This window comes from Vandammella animalimorsus, assembly GCF_002285285.1.
Lineage (GTDB): Bacteria > Pseudomonadota > Gammaproteobacteria > Burkholderiales > Burkholderiaceae_C > Lampropedia > Lampropedia animalimorsus.
In genome coordinates this window covers 1-14,503 of record NZ_NSJF01000010.1, presented here as the reverse complement: position 1 = coordinate 14,503, position 14,503 = coordinate 1, and the positions used below count along the sequence as shown (strand labels likewise).

Sequence of the window (14,503 nt, the reverse complement as noted above, 5' to 3'; positions counted from 1 at the left end):
ATTGATGACCGACCACGAAACCCTCACCTACATCCGGGGCGTGATTGCCAGCCTGCCCGAGGCCGATCAGCGCGGCGTGCAGCAGGCCGCCCAGGCCCTGCGCGAGCTGCTGGCGCGCACCAATGACCACGGCCGCCTGGCCCTGGCGCTGGTGGGCGCCGAGCAGGCCATGGAGGGCCACGCATGAGCACGCCCGGCCTGTATCTGCCCGGCGGCGATTTCGTCCGATTCGCCGAAGCGCACCGCCGTTTGGGTGCATCCATGGGCGCATCCATGGGCACGGCCCGCCCGCTCTCGGCCCACATCGCCACGCGCCAGCGCGGCCCGGATTTCGTGGGCCTGGGCATGTGGCTGCCCAACCCCGACCCCATCCTCAAGCGCCAGGGCAAGGACATTGCCGTGTACCGCGAACTGCGCAGCGATGCCCACACGGGCGGCTGCATCCGCCGCCGCAAAGCGGCCGTGCGCGCGCTGGAGTGGCGCGTGGAGCGCGAACGCGCCAGCGCCCGCATGCACAAGGTGGCGCAGGCCGTGCTGGAGCAGCTCGACCTGGACGCTCTGATCGACCAAATGCTCGACGCCACGCTCTACGGCTGGCAGCCGCTGGAAATCCTCTGGCAGCAACGCCCAGGCCGGGCCCCGACGGTGCAGCACATCGTGGGCAAGCCGCCTGAGTGGTTTCTGTTTGACTCTGAAGCGCGCCTGCGCTTCAAGAGCCGCGAACACCTGCTGCATGGCGAGCTGCTGCCCGAGCGCAAGTTCCTCTTGGCCAGACAGGAAGCCAGCTACGCCAACCCCTACGGCTTTGCCGACCTCTCCATGTGCTTCTGGCCCGTAACGTTCAAAAGGGGAGGCTTGAGGTATTGGGTCAAATTCGCCGAGAAATACGGCAGCCCCTGGGCCGTGGGCAAGCAGCCGCGCAACAGCCCGCAGCCCGAGAGCGACCGCCTGCTGGAGCAACTTGAGGCGATGATCGAAGACGCCGTGGCCGTCATCCCCGACGACGCCAGCGTGGAGATGATCCAGGCCGCAGGCAGCAGCGGCAATGCCAGCGCCTACGAGCTGCTGCTCAAGTTCTGCCGCAGTGAAGTCGCCATTGCCTTGCTGGGGCAAAACCAGAGCACCGAAGCCGACAGCACCCGCGCCAGCGCCACCGCCGGGCTGGACGTGGCCACCGACATCCGCGACGGCGACAAGCGCCTGGTCGAGGGCGTCATCAACAGCCAGCTCATCCGCTGGATCGTCGATCTGCACGAGGGCGAGGGCGCGCCCGCGCCGCGCTTTGTGATGTGGCAGGACGAGGAGGTCAGCAAGGCGCAGGCAGAAAGGGACGAAATCCTCAGCCGCGCCATCCGCATGGGCGGCCTCTCGCCCGAATACTTCAAGCGCGTTTACGAGCTGGAAGACGGCGATCTGCCCGAGCAGCCTGAAACGCCATTGCAGCCGCTGCAAACCGGCGCGCAGGATTTGGGGCCGTACAGGCGCTTTTTGCCCGCAGCCGGGGCCGATGTACCCGCCGCCGCGCAAAACCCCGCCCTGGCGTTTTATAAAACGCTTCCTGCCGTCGCCTTGTCGGCCCAGCCTGCCGCGTTTGCAGAAAACCCCCAGCCTGACCCATTGCAAGAGGCCATCGACGAGGCCGCGCAGGATTGGCAGCCCGCCATGCAGCCCATGCTGCAACCGCTGCTCGACGCCCTGGAGCGGGCGCGCACCCAGGGCCAAAGCGCGCAGGAGTTTCTGGCCGCGTTGCCGGGCCTGCTGGCAGACATGGATGCCAGCGCCTTGCAGCGCACGCTGGACGCGCTGACCTTTGCCGCCCGCGCCGCAGGCGTGGCCGGGCTGCGCGGCGATGCCGCCGATGAGGGGCGAGCATGAGCGATACCCCCGATGCCCTGACAGCGGCCGAGTTTGCCCAGCTCTGGCGCCAGCGGCCGCACGAGGCCATTGCGACCATGCAGGCGCGCAGCAAGCTGCTGGCCAGCTACAACTGGCAGGACGTGTATGCAGACGAGCACCTGCGCAATTTCACGGTCAGCCGCCTGGCCTGCCTGGATACGCTGCAAGCCGTTTACGAAGCCGTGCAGCGCGCCACTGCGGGCGATTTGAGCCGGCGCGACTTCATCCGCGAAGTCGAAAAGACCCTGCGCGACAAGGGCTGGTGGGGCCTCAACGCGGTGGTGGACCCGGCCACGGGCGAGACCGTGCAAACCCATTTCAATCCGGGCCGCCTGCAGCTGATCTACGACACCAACACCCGCGCCGCCCACGCAGCCGGGCAATGGCAGCGCATCCAGCGTAACAAGCACGCCTACCCCTATTTGCGCTACGTGACGGTGGGCGACAAGCACGTGCGCCCCGAGCATGCGCGCTGGCACAACCTGACGCTGCCGGTCGATCACCCGCTGTGGCAGCAGATCTACCCGCCCAACGGCTGGCGCTGCCGCTGCCGGGTGGTCGCCATGCGCCAGGAGGAGGTTGATGCAGGCGCCAGCCCCACCGGCGCGCCCCTGCGCACCGAGCCGCCCCAAGAGCAGCTCAAGGAATGGATCAACCGCCGCACCGGCGAAGTGCGCCAGATCGTGCCGGGCGTCTCGCCGGGCTTTGACTACAACGTGGGCGAGGCCAGCGCCCAATGGCAAAGCATGGCGCGGCAACTGGCGCAAAAAACCGCCAACGCCCCGGCCGAGCTGGGCGCGGCCCTTGGTCAGGCCATCAACCAAAGCCCCGAAGGCGCCGAACTGGTGGACAAGGCCTGGGCCGCCTGGATCACGGATCTGATGGCCGACCCCATCGCCCGCAAACGCATGGCATTGCTGGGATTCGTGCGCCCGCAAGATGTCGCCGCGCTCAAAAACAAGGGCATCGACGTGCCCAACGCCGCTATCCGGGTCGAAGACAGCCGCGTCATTGGCAAGAAGGCCAAACGCCACGAGGGCAAGGGCGACGCCCTGAGCGAGGGCGACTGGCGCGCCCTCAGCGCCAATCTGCGCCGCCCAAAGGCTGTGCTGTTCGATGTGAAAAACCAGACCCTTCTTTATGTGCTGGCCCCGCAAGGGGCGCAGGCTCAGCGCGTAGTCGTAGCCCCGGCTTTCACGGTCAAAGGGGAAGAATCGGCCAACTTGCGCACGGCGTACTGGTCGCAGCTTGCAGACCTCAAACGCCAGTACCTGCGCGCAGACCTGGAGCTGCTCGATGGCGATCTGGATTGAAGGTGCCGCGCATGGAGGGCCTACTGTCCCCTCATTCAACGTGCCAATGTGCATTGGCAGGGTTGCGCTCGGCGCGCAGGATTATTTTCCGGCGTCATGCGCGGCGTGAAGCACTTTGGGCGGGGGTTGGACTCGAACCAACATCACCGAGGCACCCGTCCATACGCAGCCTGCTCCGGTCAACTGCGCTGGGCGTTTGTAATAGCGCGCGTCCCTTCTACCTGAATTGGGCTCTACCCGTCCAAAGCGTGTCCCAATCTACCACAAGCGCCCCAAAGGAGAAACCCCATGCCCATCACCATCAAGCTCGAAGACAGCGCGCTGCGCCCCTATCTGCAACAACTGCACGAGCGCATGAGCGACCTCAGCCCGGTCATGGACAGCATCGGTCACGCGCTGGAGCAAAACATGCGCGCACGCTACGAAACCCGCAGGGACCCGGACGGCAACAAATGGGGCGATTGGGAAAAGTCCACCAAAGACAGCTACCCCTGGCGCGGCAGCAAGGCCGCCCGGCGCGACGGCCCCGGCCGCGGCCTGATGCTGGAGCGCTACGGCAGCATGTTCGATGGCATCTCCGTCAGCCATGACAAAAACAGCGTCAGCATCGGCTTCGATCAGTTCTACGCGGCCTACCATGAATGGGGCACCAAACGCATGAAGCGCCGCGGCCTGCTCACTTCCAACCCCAACACCGGCCGGCTGGGAGAAAAGGATGCGCAAAGCATCGTAGAGATCGTGCAGGAATACCTGTCCCGCCCCGTGAAATAACACCAGCCGCCGCCGAGGGCGGCTTTTTTGCGCCATCAGTTTTGACACCTGTCAAAAGACTTGCCGCGCCTGCCCCGCCACCATGCCGGGCATGCGACACATCGAAATCTTCCGCGCCGGCCGCCACACCGACATCAACGGAGTGGAGCGCCAATTCACCGATGCCGACCTGCAAGGCATGGCATCGGGCTACGACCCCAAGCTGCACGAAGCGCCGCTGGTGGTGGGCCACCCGCGCACCGATGACCCTGCCTACGGCTGGGTGCAGGGGCTCAAAGTCGCCGCCGGCAAGCTGGTGGCCATCCCCCGCCAGGTGCAGGCCGCCTTTGGCGAAGCCGTGCAAAGCGGCGCCTACAAAAAGGTCAGCGCCGCCTTTTATGCCCCCACGGACAAACACAACCCCACGCCCGGCCAGTGGTACCTGCGCCACGTGGGATTTTTGGGCGCCATGCCGCCCGCCATCAAAGGTTTGGAGGGAGCAGCCTTTGGCGAGGGGGACGCGCTGGAAAACGCGGTCGTGATCGAGTTTGCCGAAAGCCCCGCTTTGGCAGCCGATGCCCAAGACACGACCGCCAGCGCCGAACCCTCGCCCGCTTTTTCCCCCGCCTCTGCCGCACCCCCAACCCCGCAACCCCCGAAGGAGCCTGCCGTGACCGAAGCCGAAGCCGCCGCCCTCAAAGCGCAAAACGAAACCCTGCAACGCGAGCTGGATGCCGCCCGCGCCCGCGAAGCCGCCGCCGCCCAGGCCGCGCGAACGGCTGAGCACGTGGCCTTTGCCGAGCGCCTGATCAGCCAGGGCAAGGTGCCCGAGGCCGACAAGGCGCGCATCGTGGCCATTGCCGATGCCATCCACCCCGTGGGCGAGCCTGTGATGTTCGGCGAGGGCAAGGACACCACCGAGCTGTATGTGCAGTTCCAGCAGTTCCTCGATGGCCTCAAGCCCATGGTCGCCTTTGGCGAGGCCGCCAGCCGCGAGCGCGCCCCTGAGAGTGACGAGCAGGGGGAGCACATCGAATACGCCGAAGGCGCCGATCCCGAGCGCATCGAGCTGGACAAACGCATCCGCGCCCATGCCAAGGCCAAAGGCGTGGACTACCGCACCGCCGCGCTGGCCGTGGCGCGTTAAGCCATCCCATTTCACCTACTGCAAAAGGATTGACTCATGTCCCGCATGAAAGAGCTGCGCATCGTTGACCCGGTGCTGACCAACCTGGCCGCCGGCTACGCCAACGACGAATTCATCGCCGATGCCATCCTGCCGCGCGTGCCCGTGGACAAGGAGGGCGGCCAGGTGCCGCTGTTTGGCAAGGCCCAGTTCGTCGAGCACCGCACCGAGCGCGCCATCCGCGCCGCCAGCAACGTGCGCGACCCCGAGGGCGTGCAGACCATGGCCTACACCCTGACCGAGTACGACCTGGCCACGCGCCTGGACTACCGCGAGAAACAGGAAGCCGCGTTCGCGCTGGAAGCCATCGAAACGGCCAACACCATGGAGCTGCTGCGCCTGGGCCACGAGCTGCGCGTGGCGCGCATCGTGCAAAACCCGGCCACCTACGCCACGGGCCACACCCTGGCGCTGTCGGGCTCGACCCAGTTCACCCACCCCGACAGCGACCCGCTGGGCGTGGTGATGGACGCCAAGGCCACCGTGCGCAGCAAGATCGTGCGCGAGCCCAACACCCTGGCCATGGGCTACGAAACCTACCGCGCGCTGCGCCGCCACCCCAAGCTGGTGGGCCTGCTCTCGGACAACAAAGGCCGCATCCTCACCCTGGACGACCTCAAGCGTTTCTTCGAGGTGCAAAGCATCCATGTCGGCAAAGCCGTGTACTCGCCCGATGGCGAGGCCGTGCAAGACATCTGGGGCGACAACCTGCTGTTGACCTACACCGCCACGGCCACGGCCGGCGAGCGCAACTACCGCACCCCCAGCTTTGGCTACACGCTGTTCAAGCGCGGCTGGCCGCAGGTGGACAAATACAGCGCCGAGGGCGGCAAGGTGGAATTCGTGCGCGCCACGGAGATCAACGCCCCCTTCGTGCTGGCCAAGGCCGCGGGCTTTCTCGTCACCAACACCAACGCATGAGGGGCCGGGCCATGAGCGAGACCAAGCACCCCGCCCGCGCCTACTTGGTGCAACTGCCGCTGCGCCACGGCACAGGGCCGAAGCACACCACCTACCAGAGCGGCCAAACCGTGCATCTGACCGAGGACGAGGCCGCCCGCCTGCTGCGCGCAGGCGTGATCCAGCCCGCCCCGGACAAAGCCCCGAGCGCCGCCCCGGACAACGCACCCGCCAGCAAAGCCCCGCCTGCCGCCCCGGACAACCCGCCTGCGGGCAAAGCCAAGGCCAAGAGCAACGCCAAGGAGTAAGCCATGAAAGCCACCTTTCACCCCATCCTCACTTTGAGCATCACGGCTGCTGTTGATCTGGAGCACGTGTACCGCTTCGTCGGCTTCGATGGCCGCCCCGCCGCTGAAGGGGCCAAGGCGCTGGGCGTGAACAACGCAGCCTTCCGCGCTGGCACGCAGGCCAGTGTGGGCGCCCTAGGCGTCGTCCTCGTCGAGGCCGGCGGGGCCATCGCCCTGGGCGCCGAGGTGCAGTGCGACGGCGAAGGCCGCGCCGTTACCCTGTCTGGCGGCAAATCCAACGGCTGGGCCATGGACGCGGCCAGCGATGCGGGCCAAATCATCCGCATCGCCCGGGGCATCTGATGCCATACGCCACGCCCGCTGACCTGGCCCGCGTGGCCACGCGCGGCTGGGACGATCTGGCCCAGCGCAGCGTGCAGGACGCGCGCCTGCCCGGCGCCCTGCTGCGCACCCTCTACGAAGGCGGCAGCGCCGCAGGCGCCGACCCCGCCGCGCTGGAGCTGGCCCGCCGCGCGCTGGAGCTGCTGCACGATGTATTGGAGCGCGCCAGCCGCCATGCCGACACCTACATCCAGCCGCGCTACCAGGGCGCGCTGCCCCTGCCCGCGCACCTGGTGGCCGGCAGCGATCTGCCCAGCGTCGTGGCCACCATCGCCTACCGCCGCCTCATGGGCGCATCCATCAGCGAAGACGTGGAGCGCAACACCCGCTGGGCCGACCAATACCTGCGCGATCTGGCCGATGGCCGCGTCAGCCTCGGCGGCAGCGACCATCACACCCCCCAGCCGCCGGGCCGCATGCTCAGCTGCACCGCGCCCAAGACCATCGACTGGCGCACGTATTGAGAGGGGCGGACCATGAACACCATCGACATCAAGCGCGGCGCCAGCGTCCACTGGCAATGCACCGTCCAGCAAGGCGGCGCGCCGCTGGACATCACCGGCTGGCAGATCGACTGCCAACTGCGCGCCCCTGGCGGCGCGCTGGTGCAGCAGTTCGCGGGCGTCGTCACCGATGCCTTGGCGGGCCAGTTTGAGCTGCGCGCCAGCGCCGCCGAGACCGCCGCCTGGCCCTTGGGCGGGCTGTACGCCGACATCCGCTACGCCGACGCCGCAGGCGCCGTCATGCACAGCGCCACCTGGCCCGTGCGGGTAGAGGCCGCCATCACCCGGGAGCAGCCATGACCCCAGACAACTGGATGGCCGCCGAGCCGCTGCTCATCGCCCGCCTGCGCGCCACGCTGCCGCCCCAGGTGCACGTGCTCTCCGCCGCTGACCTGGCCGCCGTGGCCGATGGCGACCAGCCCACGCCCGCCGTGCACGTGCTGTACCTGGGCTACCAGGTGGCCGACAGCCGCACCGGCGCGCTGGCCGCCGTGGATCAGCAATGGCTCACCGTCGTCCACACCCGCAACGTGGCCGACATCGAGCAAGGCTTTCACGCCCGCCAACAGGCCGGGCCGCTGGCCGCGCAGGTCATGGACGCGCTGTACCGCCACCGCCTCAAGGACGCGCAAGGCCAGCCCATTGGCACATCCCCGCTGCGCCTGGCCCCGGCCCCCGCAGCAGGCTACCGCGACGGCGACTTTTACCTACCGCTGGGCTGGATTTGCCCAGTCATCTTCGGGAGTGACACATGTCCATCGTGACCATCATCAACCACGGCGCCCGCGCCAATCTCGTCACCATCGTCGGCATCCCCGGCCCCGCCGGGCCGCCTGGCCCGCCCGGCAGCGGCAGCGGCGGCGCGCCGCTCATCAGCGCCGACGCCGCCAACCGCATCAAGGCAGGCAGCGACGGCGGCCTGCATGTCGCCGACACCTTGAGCGACCCCGTGGCCTATTACATCCTGGCCAAGTCCTGATCCCATCAACCCCCATCAACCACCCCCCAATAGGAGCAACGCAACATGACCATGGAAGCACAGATCATCAACCTGGCCCAGACCATTGGCGCAGACATCAAGGGCCTGACCCTCAAACAAGGTGACCTGTCGGCACTGCCCACCAACGCCAAAAACAGCCTCGTGGCCGCGCTCACCGAGCTGCACACCGCCATGCAGCAGCTCAGCGCCAGCGCCGGTGCGCAGATCGACGACAGCGCGGGCACGGGCGTGAAAGACAAGACCTGGAGCGCCGACAAACTCATCGCCGCCATCGACGAGGCCAAGCAGGCCGTCAAAGACGATCTCACCAACGGCGCGGGCGCGGCGCTGGACACCCTCAAGGAGCTGGCCGAGGCCCTGGGGGGCGACGCCAACTTTGCGCAAACCATTGCCGCCGACATCGCCAAGCGCGTGCGCTACGACCAGGCCCAGGTGTTGGGCCAAGAGCAACAAAAACAGGCCTGCGCCAACATCGGCGTGGGCGACCCCACGCACGACTACGTGGCCGACTACAACGCCGCCAAGGCCTGAACGGAGCAGCGGCCATGACGATGCAAGAGAGCATCAGCGCCGCCTTTGGGGCTGTAGGCGGCGACATCAAGGAGCTGCAAGGCGGCGTGATCGTCGACAGCGGTCAAAACGACAACGGCTTTTGGGTGCGCTGGGCCGATGGCACGCAAATGTGCCGCAGCCCCTGGATCGCCTTGCTTGCCAAGCCGGCGCTGGCCGCAGGCCAGGCGCGGGAGTTGCGCGGCGTGGGCAATGCGCCGGTGTGGGTGTTCCCCAAGCCATTCATTGCTGCCCAGCCCGTCACCGCCCTATGCAACTGCACCAACACCTGTGTGGGCACGATCGCGGGCTTGCGGACGCAAACCATCAACGGCCAGTCATGGGCCGTCTCCATGCTGGAGTTCAAGGCCCGCAACGTCACCAGCGACACCGTGAACCATTTGAGCCTTCAAGCCATCGCCTGGGGCCGCTGGAAATAAAAGGAGCACACACATGCAAACCACCACCATCCAATTGCTGCGCCCGCACCGTCATGCTGGGCGCGATTACCCAGCCGGCGCGCAGCTGACGCTGCCCGCGCACAAGGCCAGCTGGCTGGTTGGCCTGGGCGTGGCTCAAAACGCCCCAGCCGCCAGCGCCACCGCAGCGCCCGAAGGCAACCCCAAAGGCAAGAAGGAGTAAGCCATGAGTAGTGCAGCAACCAGCATCATCTGGAACGGGCAAGGCCCGGTCATGATCGGCACCTTCGACCCAGTCAAAGGCCGCCCTGAAAACGGCTTCCTGGTGGACATCTATTCCGTGGGCTGCGGCAACCGCACGCTCACCGCCACGCCCAGCCGAGAGACCACCACGCTCAAGGAAAGCTGCTCGGGCCAGCGCCTGACGCTCAAGGAGCTGGAAACCAGCAAGAGCCTGCAAGTGAGCCTGTCCATGGTGCAGTTCGACGCGCGCACCCTGGCGCAAGCCTTCTATGGCGGGGCCGTTGTCAAGCAGGCAGGCACCGTCACCGACGAAGTGCTGGCCGAGCTCAAACCCGGCGACTACTTCTTTTTGAAGTACCCGCGCTCCAAAAGCGTGGTCATTGAAGACAGCACCGGCTCGCCCAAGACCTATGTGGAGGGCACGCACTACAAGATCAGCGACGCCGCCCACAGCCGCTACCAGCTCATCGCCCACCCCGATAGCCACACCGAGCCGCTCAAAGTCGACTACTCGTATGACGGCTACGTCAACATCGCCGCGTTCTCGAAAGCGAACGTGGAGAAAGGGCTGATCTTCAGCGGCATCAATGGCGACGGTCAAAAAGTGCGCGTCATCATCCCGCGCATCAGCCTGGCCATGAGCGGGGACTTCGGCTGGATTTCCGACGAACCATCGGAACTCACATTGGGCGGCCAGGCGCTGTACGTGCCTGAGCTGCAAACGGATGCGGATTTCGGGCCGTTCATGCGCGTGGATGTGATGCCTGATCTCTGATCGCCAGCACAGGGCCTTTGTCAGGCCAACAAAAAACCGCGCCGGGCAAGTTGCTGGGCGCGGTTTTTTTACGGGGGCGGGCTGCGCTAGAGCCGCTTGAGCAAGCCCGCCAACAGCGCCCAGGCAAACATGAGCATGGCCACGGCAAAGAGCAGGAAAAGCGCCGTGCCCGCGGCGGCCAGAACAGGCCACAGGGCGGCCTTGAGGCTTTCTTGCCACACGAAGGCCGCATAGAAAAGCACGGGCGAGAGCACGAAAACGCCCAGCAGCAACAAAGCCTCAAGCCACTCGCCGCGCGTGGGCGGCCAGTGCAACCAAGATTGTTTTTGAGCAGGAGATGCAGACATGGCAAACAGCATCCTAAGCGTTGCGCCCTCAACCCCTGACGCCGCGCCAACGGGCCTGCCGCGGGCGCAGCGCGCCCACGAACTGACAGGCCGTGTAGAGGCACAGCGCCGCGAATGCGCCGCCCAGCAGCAGCCACAAAGGCAGGCCCAGGCCATAGGCCGCAGACACGGCGGCCAGCACTACGCAGCAGAAAACGAATTTCATGAGATTGAGCATGCCCAAATGATAGGGCCAGAGAGGAAGACATGGCAACGGAGTTGAAGACCAAGCTGACCATTGAAGCGCAGACCAGCGGCAGCGAAAAAATCACGCAGCTGGCCGGCGAGCTCGACGACCTGGCCCAGCAAGGAGGCAAGGCCGCGCCCCAGTTCCAGGTGCTGGCCGCTGAGCTGCGCGCCCTGGCCCAGCAAAAAGAGGCTGTCGAGCAATTTGTGCGCCTCAAAGGCGAGAGCCGCGCATACGCCCAGGCTGCGCAAGAGGCCCAGGCGGCCACCCGGGCCGCGGCCCTGGCCCTGCGCGAAAAACAGCAGGCCGCCGCCCAGGCCGCCGCGGCCGAGCGGCAGGCCGGCGAGAGGCTGCAACAGCAGCGCAGCTACCAGGATGAGCTGCGCGCGGCGATCAAGGCGCTGGCGGCCGAATACAAGGCCCAGGCCAAGGCCGCCAAGGCCTCGGGCGACAGCTCGGCGCAAACGGCCCAGCGCCTGGCCGACACGCGCGCGCAGCTGGCCGTGCTGCGCACCGAGTACAGGCAGGCCGCCGCCAGCGTGCAGCAGCTGGGCGCGGCCCAGCGCGATAGCGCCCAGGCTTTGACCGTCGCCAACAAGGCTCAGGCCGAGGCCGGCAGGCAGTTCGATGGCCTGCGCAAAAGCGCCCGCCAGGCCCAGGATGCGCTGGATGCGCACAGCATCACCTTGCAGCGCCTGCGCGATGCCATGGCCGCCGCGGGCGTCTCCGGCAAAGACCTGGCCAGCCAGCAGGCGCGCATCCAGCGGGACATGGGCCGTGTGAGCGAGCGCGCCACGGCGCTGGCGGCCGACTACAAAATGCTCGCCGGCGCCGCCCAGGCTTCGGGCGATGCGCAGCAGCGCAGCCACCGCAAGGTGGGCGAGGGCGTGCAGTCCATCAGCCGCCAGCTGGCCCAGCTGCGCAATGCCTACATTGGCCTGCAAGGGGCCATGGGCCTGGCGCACTCGGTCAAGGGCCTGGTCGAGACGGCCGATGCCGTGCAGGGCCTGCGCGCGCGCATCCAGCTGGCCACCGGCGATGGGGCGCTGTTTGAGCAGATGTGGCAGCGCGTGGCCGAGACGGCCCAAAGCACCAGCAGCAGCCTGCAGGCCACGGGCGATTTGTTTGCCAGCCTGACCAAGGCCGGCCAGGACGCGGGCCTGTCCGCGGCGCAGGCCGCCGAGCAAAGCCTGGCCCTGGTGCAGACCATCAATCAGGCGGTGCAGGTCTCGGGCGCATCGGCATCGGCCAGCGAGGCGGCCGTGCGTCAGCTCATTCAGGGCCTGCAGGCGGGCGTGCTGCGCGGCGATGAGTTCAATTCCGTGATGGAGCAGGCCCCGCGCCTGGCGCGCGCCCTGGCCGATGGCTTGGGCGTGACCACCGGCGAGCTGCGCAAGATGGCCGAGGCCGGCCAGCTCACAGCCGAGGCCGTCACCGGCGCGCTGCAATCGCAGGCCCAGACGCTGCAGCAAGAGTTCGGCCAGCTGCCGCAGACCGTAGGCCGCGCCATCGAAAACCTGGGCACGGCCTGGTCGCTGTTCGTCGACCGCATCAACGAGGGCACCGGCGCATCGCGCCTGCTGGCCGGCGCCATCGAGGCGCTGGCGGGCAACCTGGAGACGGTGGCGGCCTGGGCCCTGCGCGCCGGCGCCGTGGTGGCGGCCGTGTTTGCCATCAAGGCCGTGCAAAGCGCGCGCGACTTTGCCGCGGCGGCGCTGTCCTCGGTGCGCGCGCTTGATGCCGTGGCCGCCTCGGGCCGGGGCGCCAGCGCCGCCATCAGCGCCGCAGCCGATGCCAAGCAGCGCTTTGCCAACATTGCGCGCGGCATTGCCTACGTGGCCATTGCCGAGCAGGTGCTGCGCATCGCCTCGGCCTATGCAGAGCTGCGCCGCCAGCGTGAGCGGCAGGCCCAGGCGGAGCAACAAAACGCCAGGCTGCAGGAGCAACTGGCGCAAAGGCTGCGCGAAATCTCCGAATCCACCGGCGTGCTGGTGCAAAGCGCAGAGGAGTTTGAAGCGGCGCTGGCCTCTGGTTTGATTGTGGCCGACGAGGCCAGCGGCGAATGGCTCTCGGCCGCCCAGGCGCAAGAGCGGCTGGCCCAGGCCGCGCAAAAAACCACCGCCGAGCTGACGGCCCAGGCCGCCGTCGATATCGTGGGGCAGTTCGACAAGCTGACCCAGGCCGGCAAGGATGCGGCCCAGGCGCTGGGCGAGATCGGCCAGGCCGTGGACTGGGCCGACACCACGCAGATAGACGGCTACATCCGCGCGCTGTACGCCCTGGAGGCCGCAGGCCGCACCACGGCCGAGCAGACCGCCGCGGCCTGGCAGGCGGCCTTTGCCAAGATGAGCGGCGCGCAGCTGACCCAGGCGCTCGAAGGCGTCAAGCGCGCCTATGCCGAGCTGCGCATCGGCGCCGATCAGTTCGCACAATTCAACGAAGCCGTGCTGGCCGAGAGCTTCAGGCGCCTGGGCCTGAGCGCCTCGCAGGCCATGGGCAGCGTGGGCCAGGCCGTGCAGGACGCCATGCAGGACATGGAGCGCATGGCCGAATCCATGCGCCTGGCCGGCGCCAGCGCCGATCAGCTCGGCCAGGCGCTGGAGTTGGCCTTTGGCCAGGCCATTGCCAAGGCCGACAGCCTGCAGGCCCTGGACGCATTGCAGGCCAAGCTGCAGGACATGGGCGCGGCGGGCAAGATCGGCGCCGAAGGCATTGCCCGCGTGCAAGCCGCGCTGGACAAGCAGCGCGCGGCCATCGAGGAGCAGTTGCCCGGCATCCAAAGCCTGGAAGAGGCCCTGAAGCAGTTAGGCGTGACCCCGCAAAAGGAGCTGGATCGCCTGGCGCAGTCGGCCCGCGAGGCCTTCGAGGCCGTCAAAAATTCCGGCCAGGCCACGCCGCGCGAGATCAACGAGGCGTGGAAAAAAATGGCTGAGGCCGCCATCGAGGCCAACGATGGCGTGGCTGCCGCCGCGCTCAAGGCAGAAGCCAAGCAGCACGGCTTTGCGATTGAGACCGACAAGGCCGGCAAGGCCATCGTCAAGTCGATGGAGGAGGCCAAGGAGGCCACCGAGGGCGTGGGTGAGGCGGCAGAGCAATCGGCCGAGCAAATGGCCGAGATGGCGCGCCAGGGCTGGGATGCCAGCCGCGATCTGGCAGAGCAGGCGCGCCAGCACAATGCCGCGCTCAATATGCTTGAAGGCAGCTGGGTCGATGCCCAGGCCGCGGCCAGCGATTACTCTGAGCAAATCGCGCGCGTGGTCTGGCAGGCCGGGCGGGCCATTGCCGAGATGCGCGCCGAGCACGCCGCGCTGGTGGCGCAAATGGAGGCCCTGGCCGAGCAGCAGCGCCAGATCGACCTGGCCAATAACGACGCCGTGCGCGGGCTGGAGGCGCTGCGCCTGCGCTACCTGGAGCTGACGGGCGACCAGGCGGCGGCCGCGCAGCTCAAGATGCAGCTCGCCCGACAGGAAATCGATTTGAAGATTGCGCTGATGGAAATCGATTTGCAGCGCGCGCAAATCGCCGGCGACGAGACCGAGGCGCAAAAGCTGGCCCTGCAAATCAATGCGCTCAAGGAGCAGCTCGATTGGCTCAAAAAAATCCACGCCGAGGAAGAGCGCCAGCGCAAGGCCCAGCGCGGCGGCCAGGCCAGCGGTGGCGGCGCAGGCGGCCTGCCGCCGCCCGCGCCAGCGCCCGCGCCCCAGCCC

At 67.6% G+C, this 14,503-nt stretch carries 19 protein-coding genes; 17 read left to right on the top strand and 2 right to left on the bottom strand.

The window, feature by feature from the left end:
- The first annotated feature begins 4 nt into the window (after positions 1-4).
- The 16 genes from CK620_RS13455 (at position 5) to CK620_RS13380 (ending at position 10,223) form a co-directional block, all read left to right on the top strand.
- Entirely contained in the window at positions 5-187 is a 183-nt protein-coding gene (locus CK620_RS13455) for a hypothetical protein (protein WP_095550744.1), read from the top strand.
- Complete coding sequence (locus CK620_RS13450) at positions 184-1,875, top strand: DUF935 domain-containing protein (protein ID WP_095550743.1); 1,692 nt, start codon at positions 184-186, stop codon at positions 1,873-1,875. Before CK620_RS13455 ends, CK620_RS13450 begins: the two co-directional genes overlap by 4 nt.
- A complete protein-coding gene (locus CK620_RS13445; RefSeq protein WP_238946146.1) occupies positions 1,872-3,209 on the top strand; it encodes a phage head morphogenesis protein in 1,338 nt (445 codons plus the stop codon). The genes CK620_RS13450 and CK620_RS13445 overlap by 4 nt, the downstream gene beginning before the upstream one ends.
- A gap of 288 nt (positions 3,210-3,497) precedes the next feature.
- Positions 3,498-3,980: a phage virion morphogenesis protein gene (locus CK620_RS13440; RefSeq protein ID WP_095550742.1), complete on the top strand. Its 483-nt coding sequence runs from the start codon at positions 3,498-3,500 to the stop codon at positions 3,978-3,980.
- Positions 3,981-4,071: 91 nt separating this feature from the next.
- The gene (locus tag CK620_RS13435; RefSeq protein WP_143326110.1) at positions 4,072-5,106 is read left to right on the top strand and encodes a peptidase; all 1,035 of its coding nucleotides are present in this window, start codon (positions 4,072-4,074) and stop codon (positions 5,104-5,106) included.
- A gap of 36 nt (positions 5,107-5,142) precedes the next feature.
- Positions 5,143-6,066, top strand: a complete 924-nt coding sequence (locus tag CK620_RS13430; protein WP_095550740.1) for a hypothetical protein — start codon at positions 5,143-5,145, stop codon at positions 6,064-6,066.
- An 11-nt stretch (positions 6,067-6,077) separates the two neighbouring features.
- Positions 6,078-6,353, top strand: a complete 276-nt coding sequence (locus tag CK620_RS13425; protein WP_095550739.1) for a hypothetical protein — start codon at positions 6,078-6,080, stop codon at positions 6,351-6,353.
- 3 nt (positions 6,354-6,356) lie between these two features.
- Positions 6,357-6,695: a capsid cement protein gene (locus tag CK620_RS13420; RefSeq protein ID WP_095550738.1), complete on the top strand. Its 339-nt coding sequence runs from the start codon at positions 6,357-6,359 to the stop codon at positions 6,693-6,695.
- Complete coding sequence (locus CK620_RS13415) at positions 6,695-7,198, top strand: phage protein Gp36 family protein (RefSeq protein WP_095550737.1); 504 nt, start codon at positions 6,695-6,697, stop codon at positions 7,196-7,198. Before CK620_RS13420 ends, CK620_RS13415 begins: the two co-directional genes overlap by 1 nt.
- 12 nt (positions 7,199-7,210) lie before the next feature.
- Positions 7,211-7,537, top strand: coding sequence for a hypothetical protein (locus CK620_RS13410; RefSeq protein ID WP_095550736.1), 327 nt, complete (start codon positions 7,211-7,213; stop codon positions 7,535-7,537).
- Positions 7,534-8,001: a phage tail terminator protein gene (locus CK620_RS13405; protein WP_143326109.1), complete on the top strand. Its 468-nt coding sequence runs from the start codon at positions 7,534-7,536 to the stop codon at positions 7,999-8,001. The genes CK620_RS13410 and CK620_RS13405 overlap by 4 nt, the downstream gene beginning before the upstream one ends.
- Complete coding sequence (locus CK620_RS13400) at positions 7,989-8,216, top strand: hypothetical protein (RefSeq protein ID WP_095550734.1); 228 nt, start codon at positions 7,989-7,991, stop codon at positions 8,214-8,216. Before CK620_RS13405 ends, CK620_RS13400 begins: the two co-directional genes overlap by 13 nt.
- A gap of 45 nt (positions 8,217-8,261) precedes the next feature.
- Positions 8,262-8,768: a hypothetical protein gene (locus CK620_RS13395; protein ID WP_095550733.1), complete on the top strand. Its 507-nt coding sequence runs from the start codon at positions 8,262-8,264 to the stop codon at positions 8,766-8,768.
- Positions 8,769-8,782: 14 nt separating this feature from the next.
- Positions 8,783-9,226 (top strand): hypothetical protein, encoded by a 444-nt coding sequence (locus tag CK620_RS13390; RefSeq protein ID WP_143326108.1) that lies wholly within the window; start codon positions 8,783-8,785, stop codon positions 9,224-9,226.
- A gap of 13 nt (positions 9,227-9,239) precedes the next feature.
- Positions 9,240-9,428: a DUF7210 family protein gene (locus CK620_RS13385; protein ID WP_095550731.1), complete on the top strand. Its 189-nt coding sequence runs from the start codon at positions 9,240-9,242 to the stop codon at positions 9,426-9,428.
- Between the two features lie 3 nt (positions 9,429-9,431).
- Positions 9,432-10,223, top strand: coding sequence for a phage tail tube protein (locus tag CK620_RS13380; RefSeq protein WP_095550730.1), 792 nt, complete (start codon positions 9,432-9,434; stop codon positions 10,221-10,223).
- Positions 10,224-10,309: 86 nt separating this feature from the next.
- On the opposite strand, the gene CK620_RS13375 is transcribed toward CK620_RS13380, so the two are convergent.
- Together CK620_RS13375 and CK620_RS14150 are read right to left on the bottom strand one after the other, a co-directional pair.
- Entirely contained in the window at positions 10,310-10,570 is a 261-nt protein-coding gene (locus CK620_RS13375) for a hypothetical protein (protein WP_143326107.1), read from the bottom strand.
- Positions 10,571-10,598: 28 nt separating this feature from the next.
- Positions 10,599-10,775: a hypothetical protein gene (locus tag CK620_RS14150; RefSeq protein WP_179290664.1), complete on the bottom strand. Its 177-nt coding sequence runs from the start codon at positions 10,773-10,775 to the stop codon at positions 10,599-10,601.
- Positions 10,776-10,816: 41 nt separating this feature from the next.
- On the opposite strand from CK620_RS14150, the gene CK620_RS13365 reads away from it, so the two are divergent.
- Positions 10,817-14,503 (top strand): tape measure protein (locus CK620_RS13365; RefSeq protein WP_095550727.1); only part of this gene is annotated, 3,687 nt, incomplete at its 3' end.

Bases quoted from the DNA above. Each gene is read 5' to 3' on its own strand.
- CK620_RS13455 (WP_095550744.1), top strand. From the start codon at position 5: ATGACCGACCACGAAACCCTCACCTACATCCGGGGCGTGATTGCCAGC.
- CK620_RS13450 (WP_095550743.1), top strand. From the start codon at position 184: ATGAGCACGCCCGGCCTGTATCTGCCCGGCGGCGATTTCGTCCGATTC.
- CK620_RS13445 (WP_238946146.1), top strand. From the start codon at position 1,872: ATGAGCGATACCCCCGATGCCCTGACAGCGGCCGAGTTTGCCCAGCTC.
- CK620_RS13440 (WP_095550742.1), top strand. From the start codon at position 3,498: ATGCCCATCACCATCAAGCTCGAAGACAGCGCGCTGCGCCCCTATCTG.
- CK620_RS13435 (WP_143326110.1), top strand. From the start codon at position 4,072: ATGCGACACATCGAAATCTTCCGCGCCGGCCGCCACACCGACATCAAC.
- CK620_RS13430 (WP_095550740.1), top strand. From the start codon at position 5,143: ATGTCCCGCATGAAAGAGCTGCGCATCGTTGACCCGGTGCTGACCAAC.
- CK620_RS13425 (WP_095550739.1), top strand. From the start codon at position 6,078: ATGAGCGAGACCAAGCACCCCGCCCGCGCCTACTTGGTGCAACTGCCG.
- CK620_RS13420 (WP_095550738.1), top strand. From the start codon at position 6,357: ATGAAAGCCACCTTTCACCCCATCCTCACTTTGAGCATCACGGCTGCT.
- CK620_RS13415 (WP_095550737.1), top strand. From the start codon at position 6,695: ATGCCATACGCCACGCCCGCTGACCTGGCCCGCGTGGCCACGCGCGGC.
- CK620_RS13410 (WP_095550736.1), top strand. From the start codon at position 7,211: ATGAACACCATCGACATCAAGCGCGGCGCCAGCGTCCACTGGCAATGC.
- CK620_RS13405 (WP_143326109.1), top strand. From the start codon at position 7,534: ATGACCCCAGACAACTGGATGGCCGCCGAGCCGCTGCTCATCGCCCGC.
- CK620_RS13400 (WP_095550734.1), top strand. From the start codon at position 7,989: ATGTCCATCGTGACCATCATCAACCACGGCGCCCGCGCCAATCTCGTC.
- CK620_RS13395 (WP_095550733.1), top strand. From the start codon at position 8,262: ATGACCATGGAAGCACAGATCATCAACCTGGCCCAGACCATTGGCGCA.
- CK620_RS13390 (WP_143326108.1), top strand. From the start codon at position 8,783: ATGACGATGCAAGAGAGCATCAGCGCCGCCTTTGGGGCTGTAGGCGGC.
- CK620_RS13385 (WP_095550731.1), top strand. From the start codon at position 9,240: ATGCAAACCACCACCATCCAATTGCTGCGCCCGCACCGTCATGCTGGG.
- CK620_RS13380 (WP_095550730.1), top strand. From the start codon at position 9,432: ATGAGTAGTGCAGCAACCAGCATCATCTGGAACGGGCAAGGCCCGGTC.
- CK620_RS13375 (WP_143326107.1), bottom strand. From the start codon at position 10,570: ATGTCTGCATCTCCTGCTCAAAAACAATCTTGGTTGCACTGGCCGCCC.
- CK620_RS14150 (WP_179290664.1), bottom strand. From the start codon at position 10,775: ATGAAATTCGTTTTCTGCTGCGTAGTGCTGGCCGCCGTGTCTGCGGCC.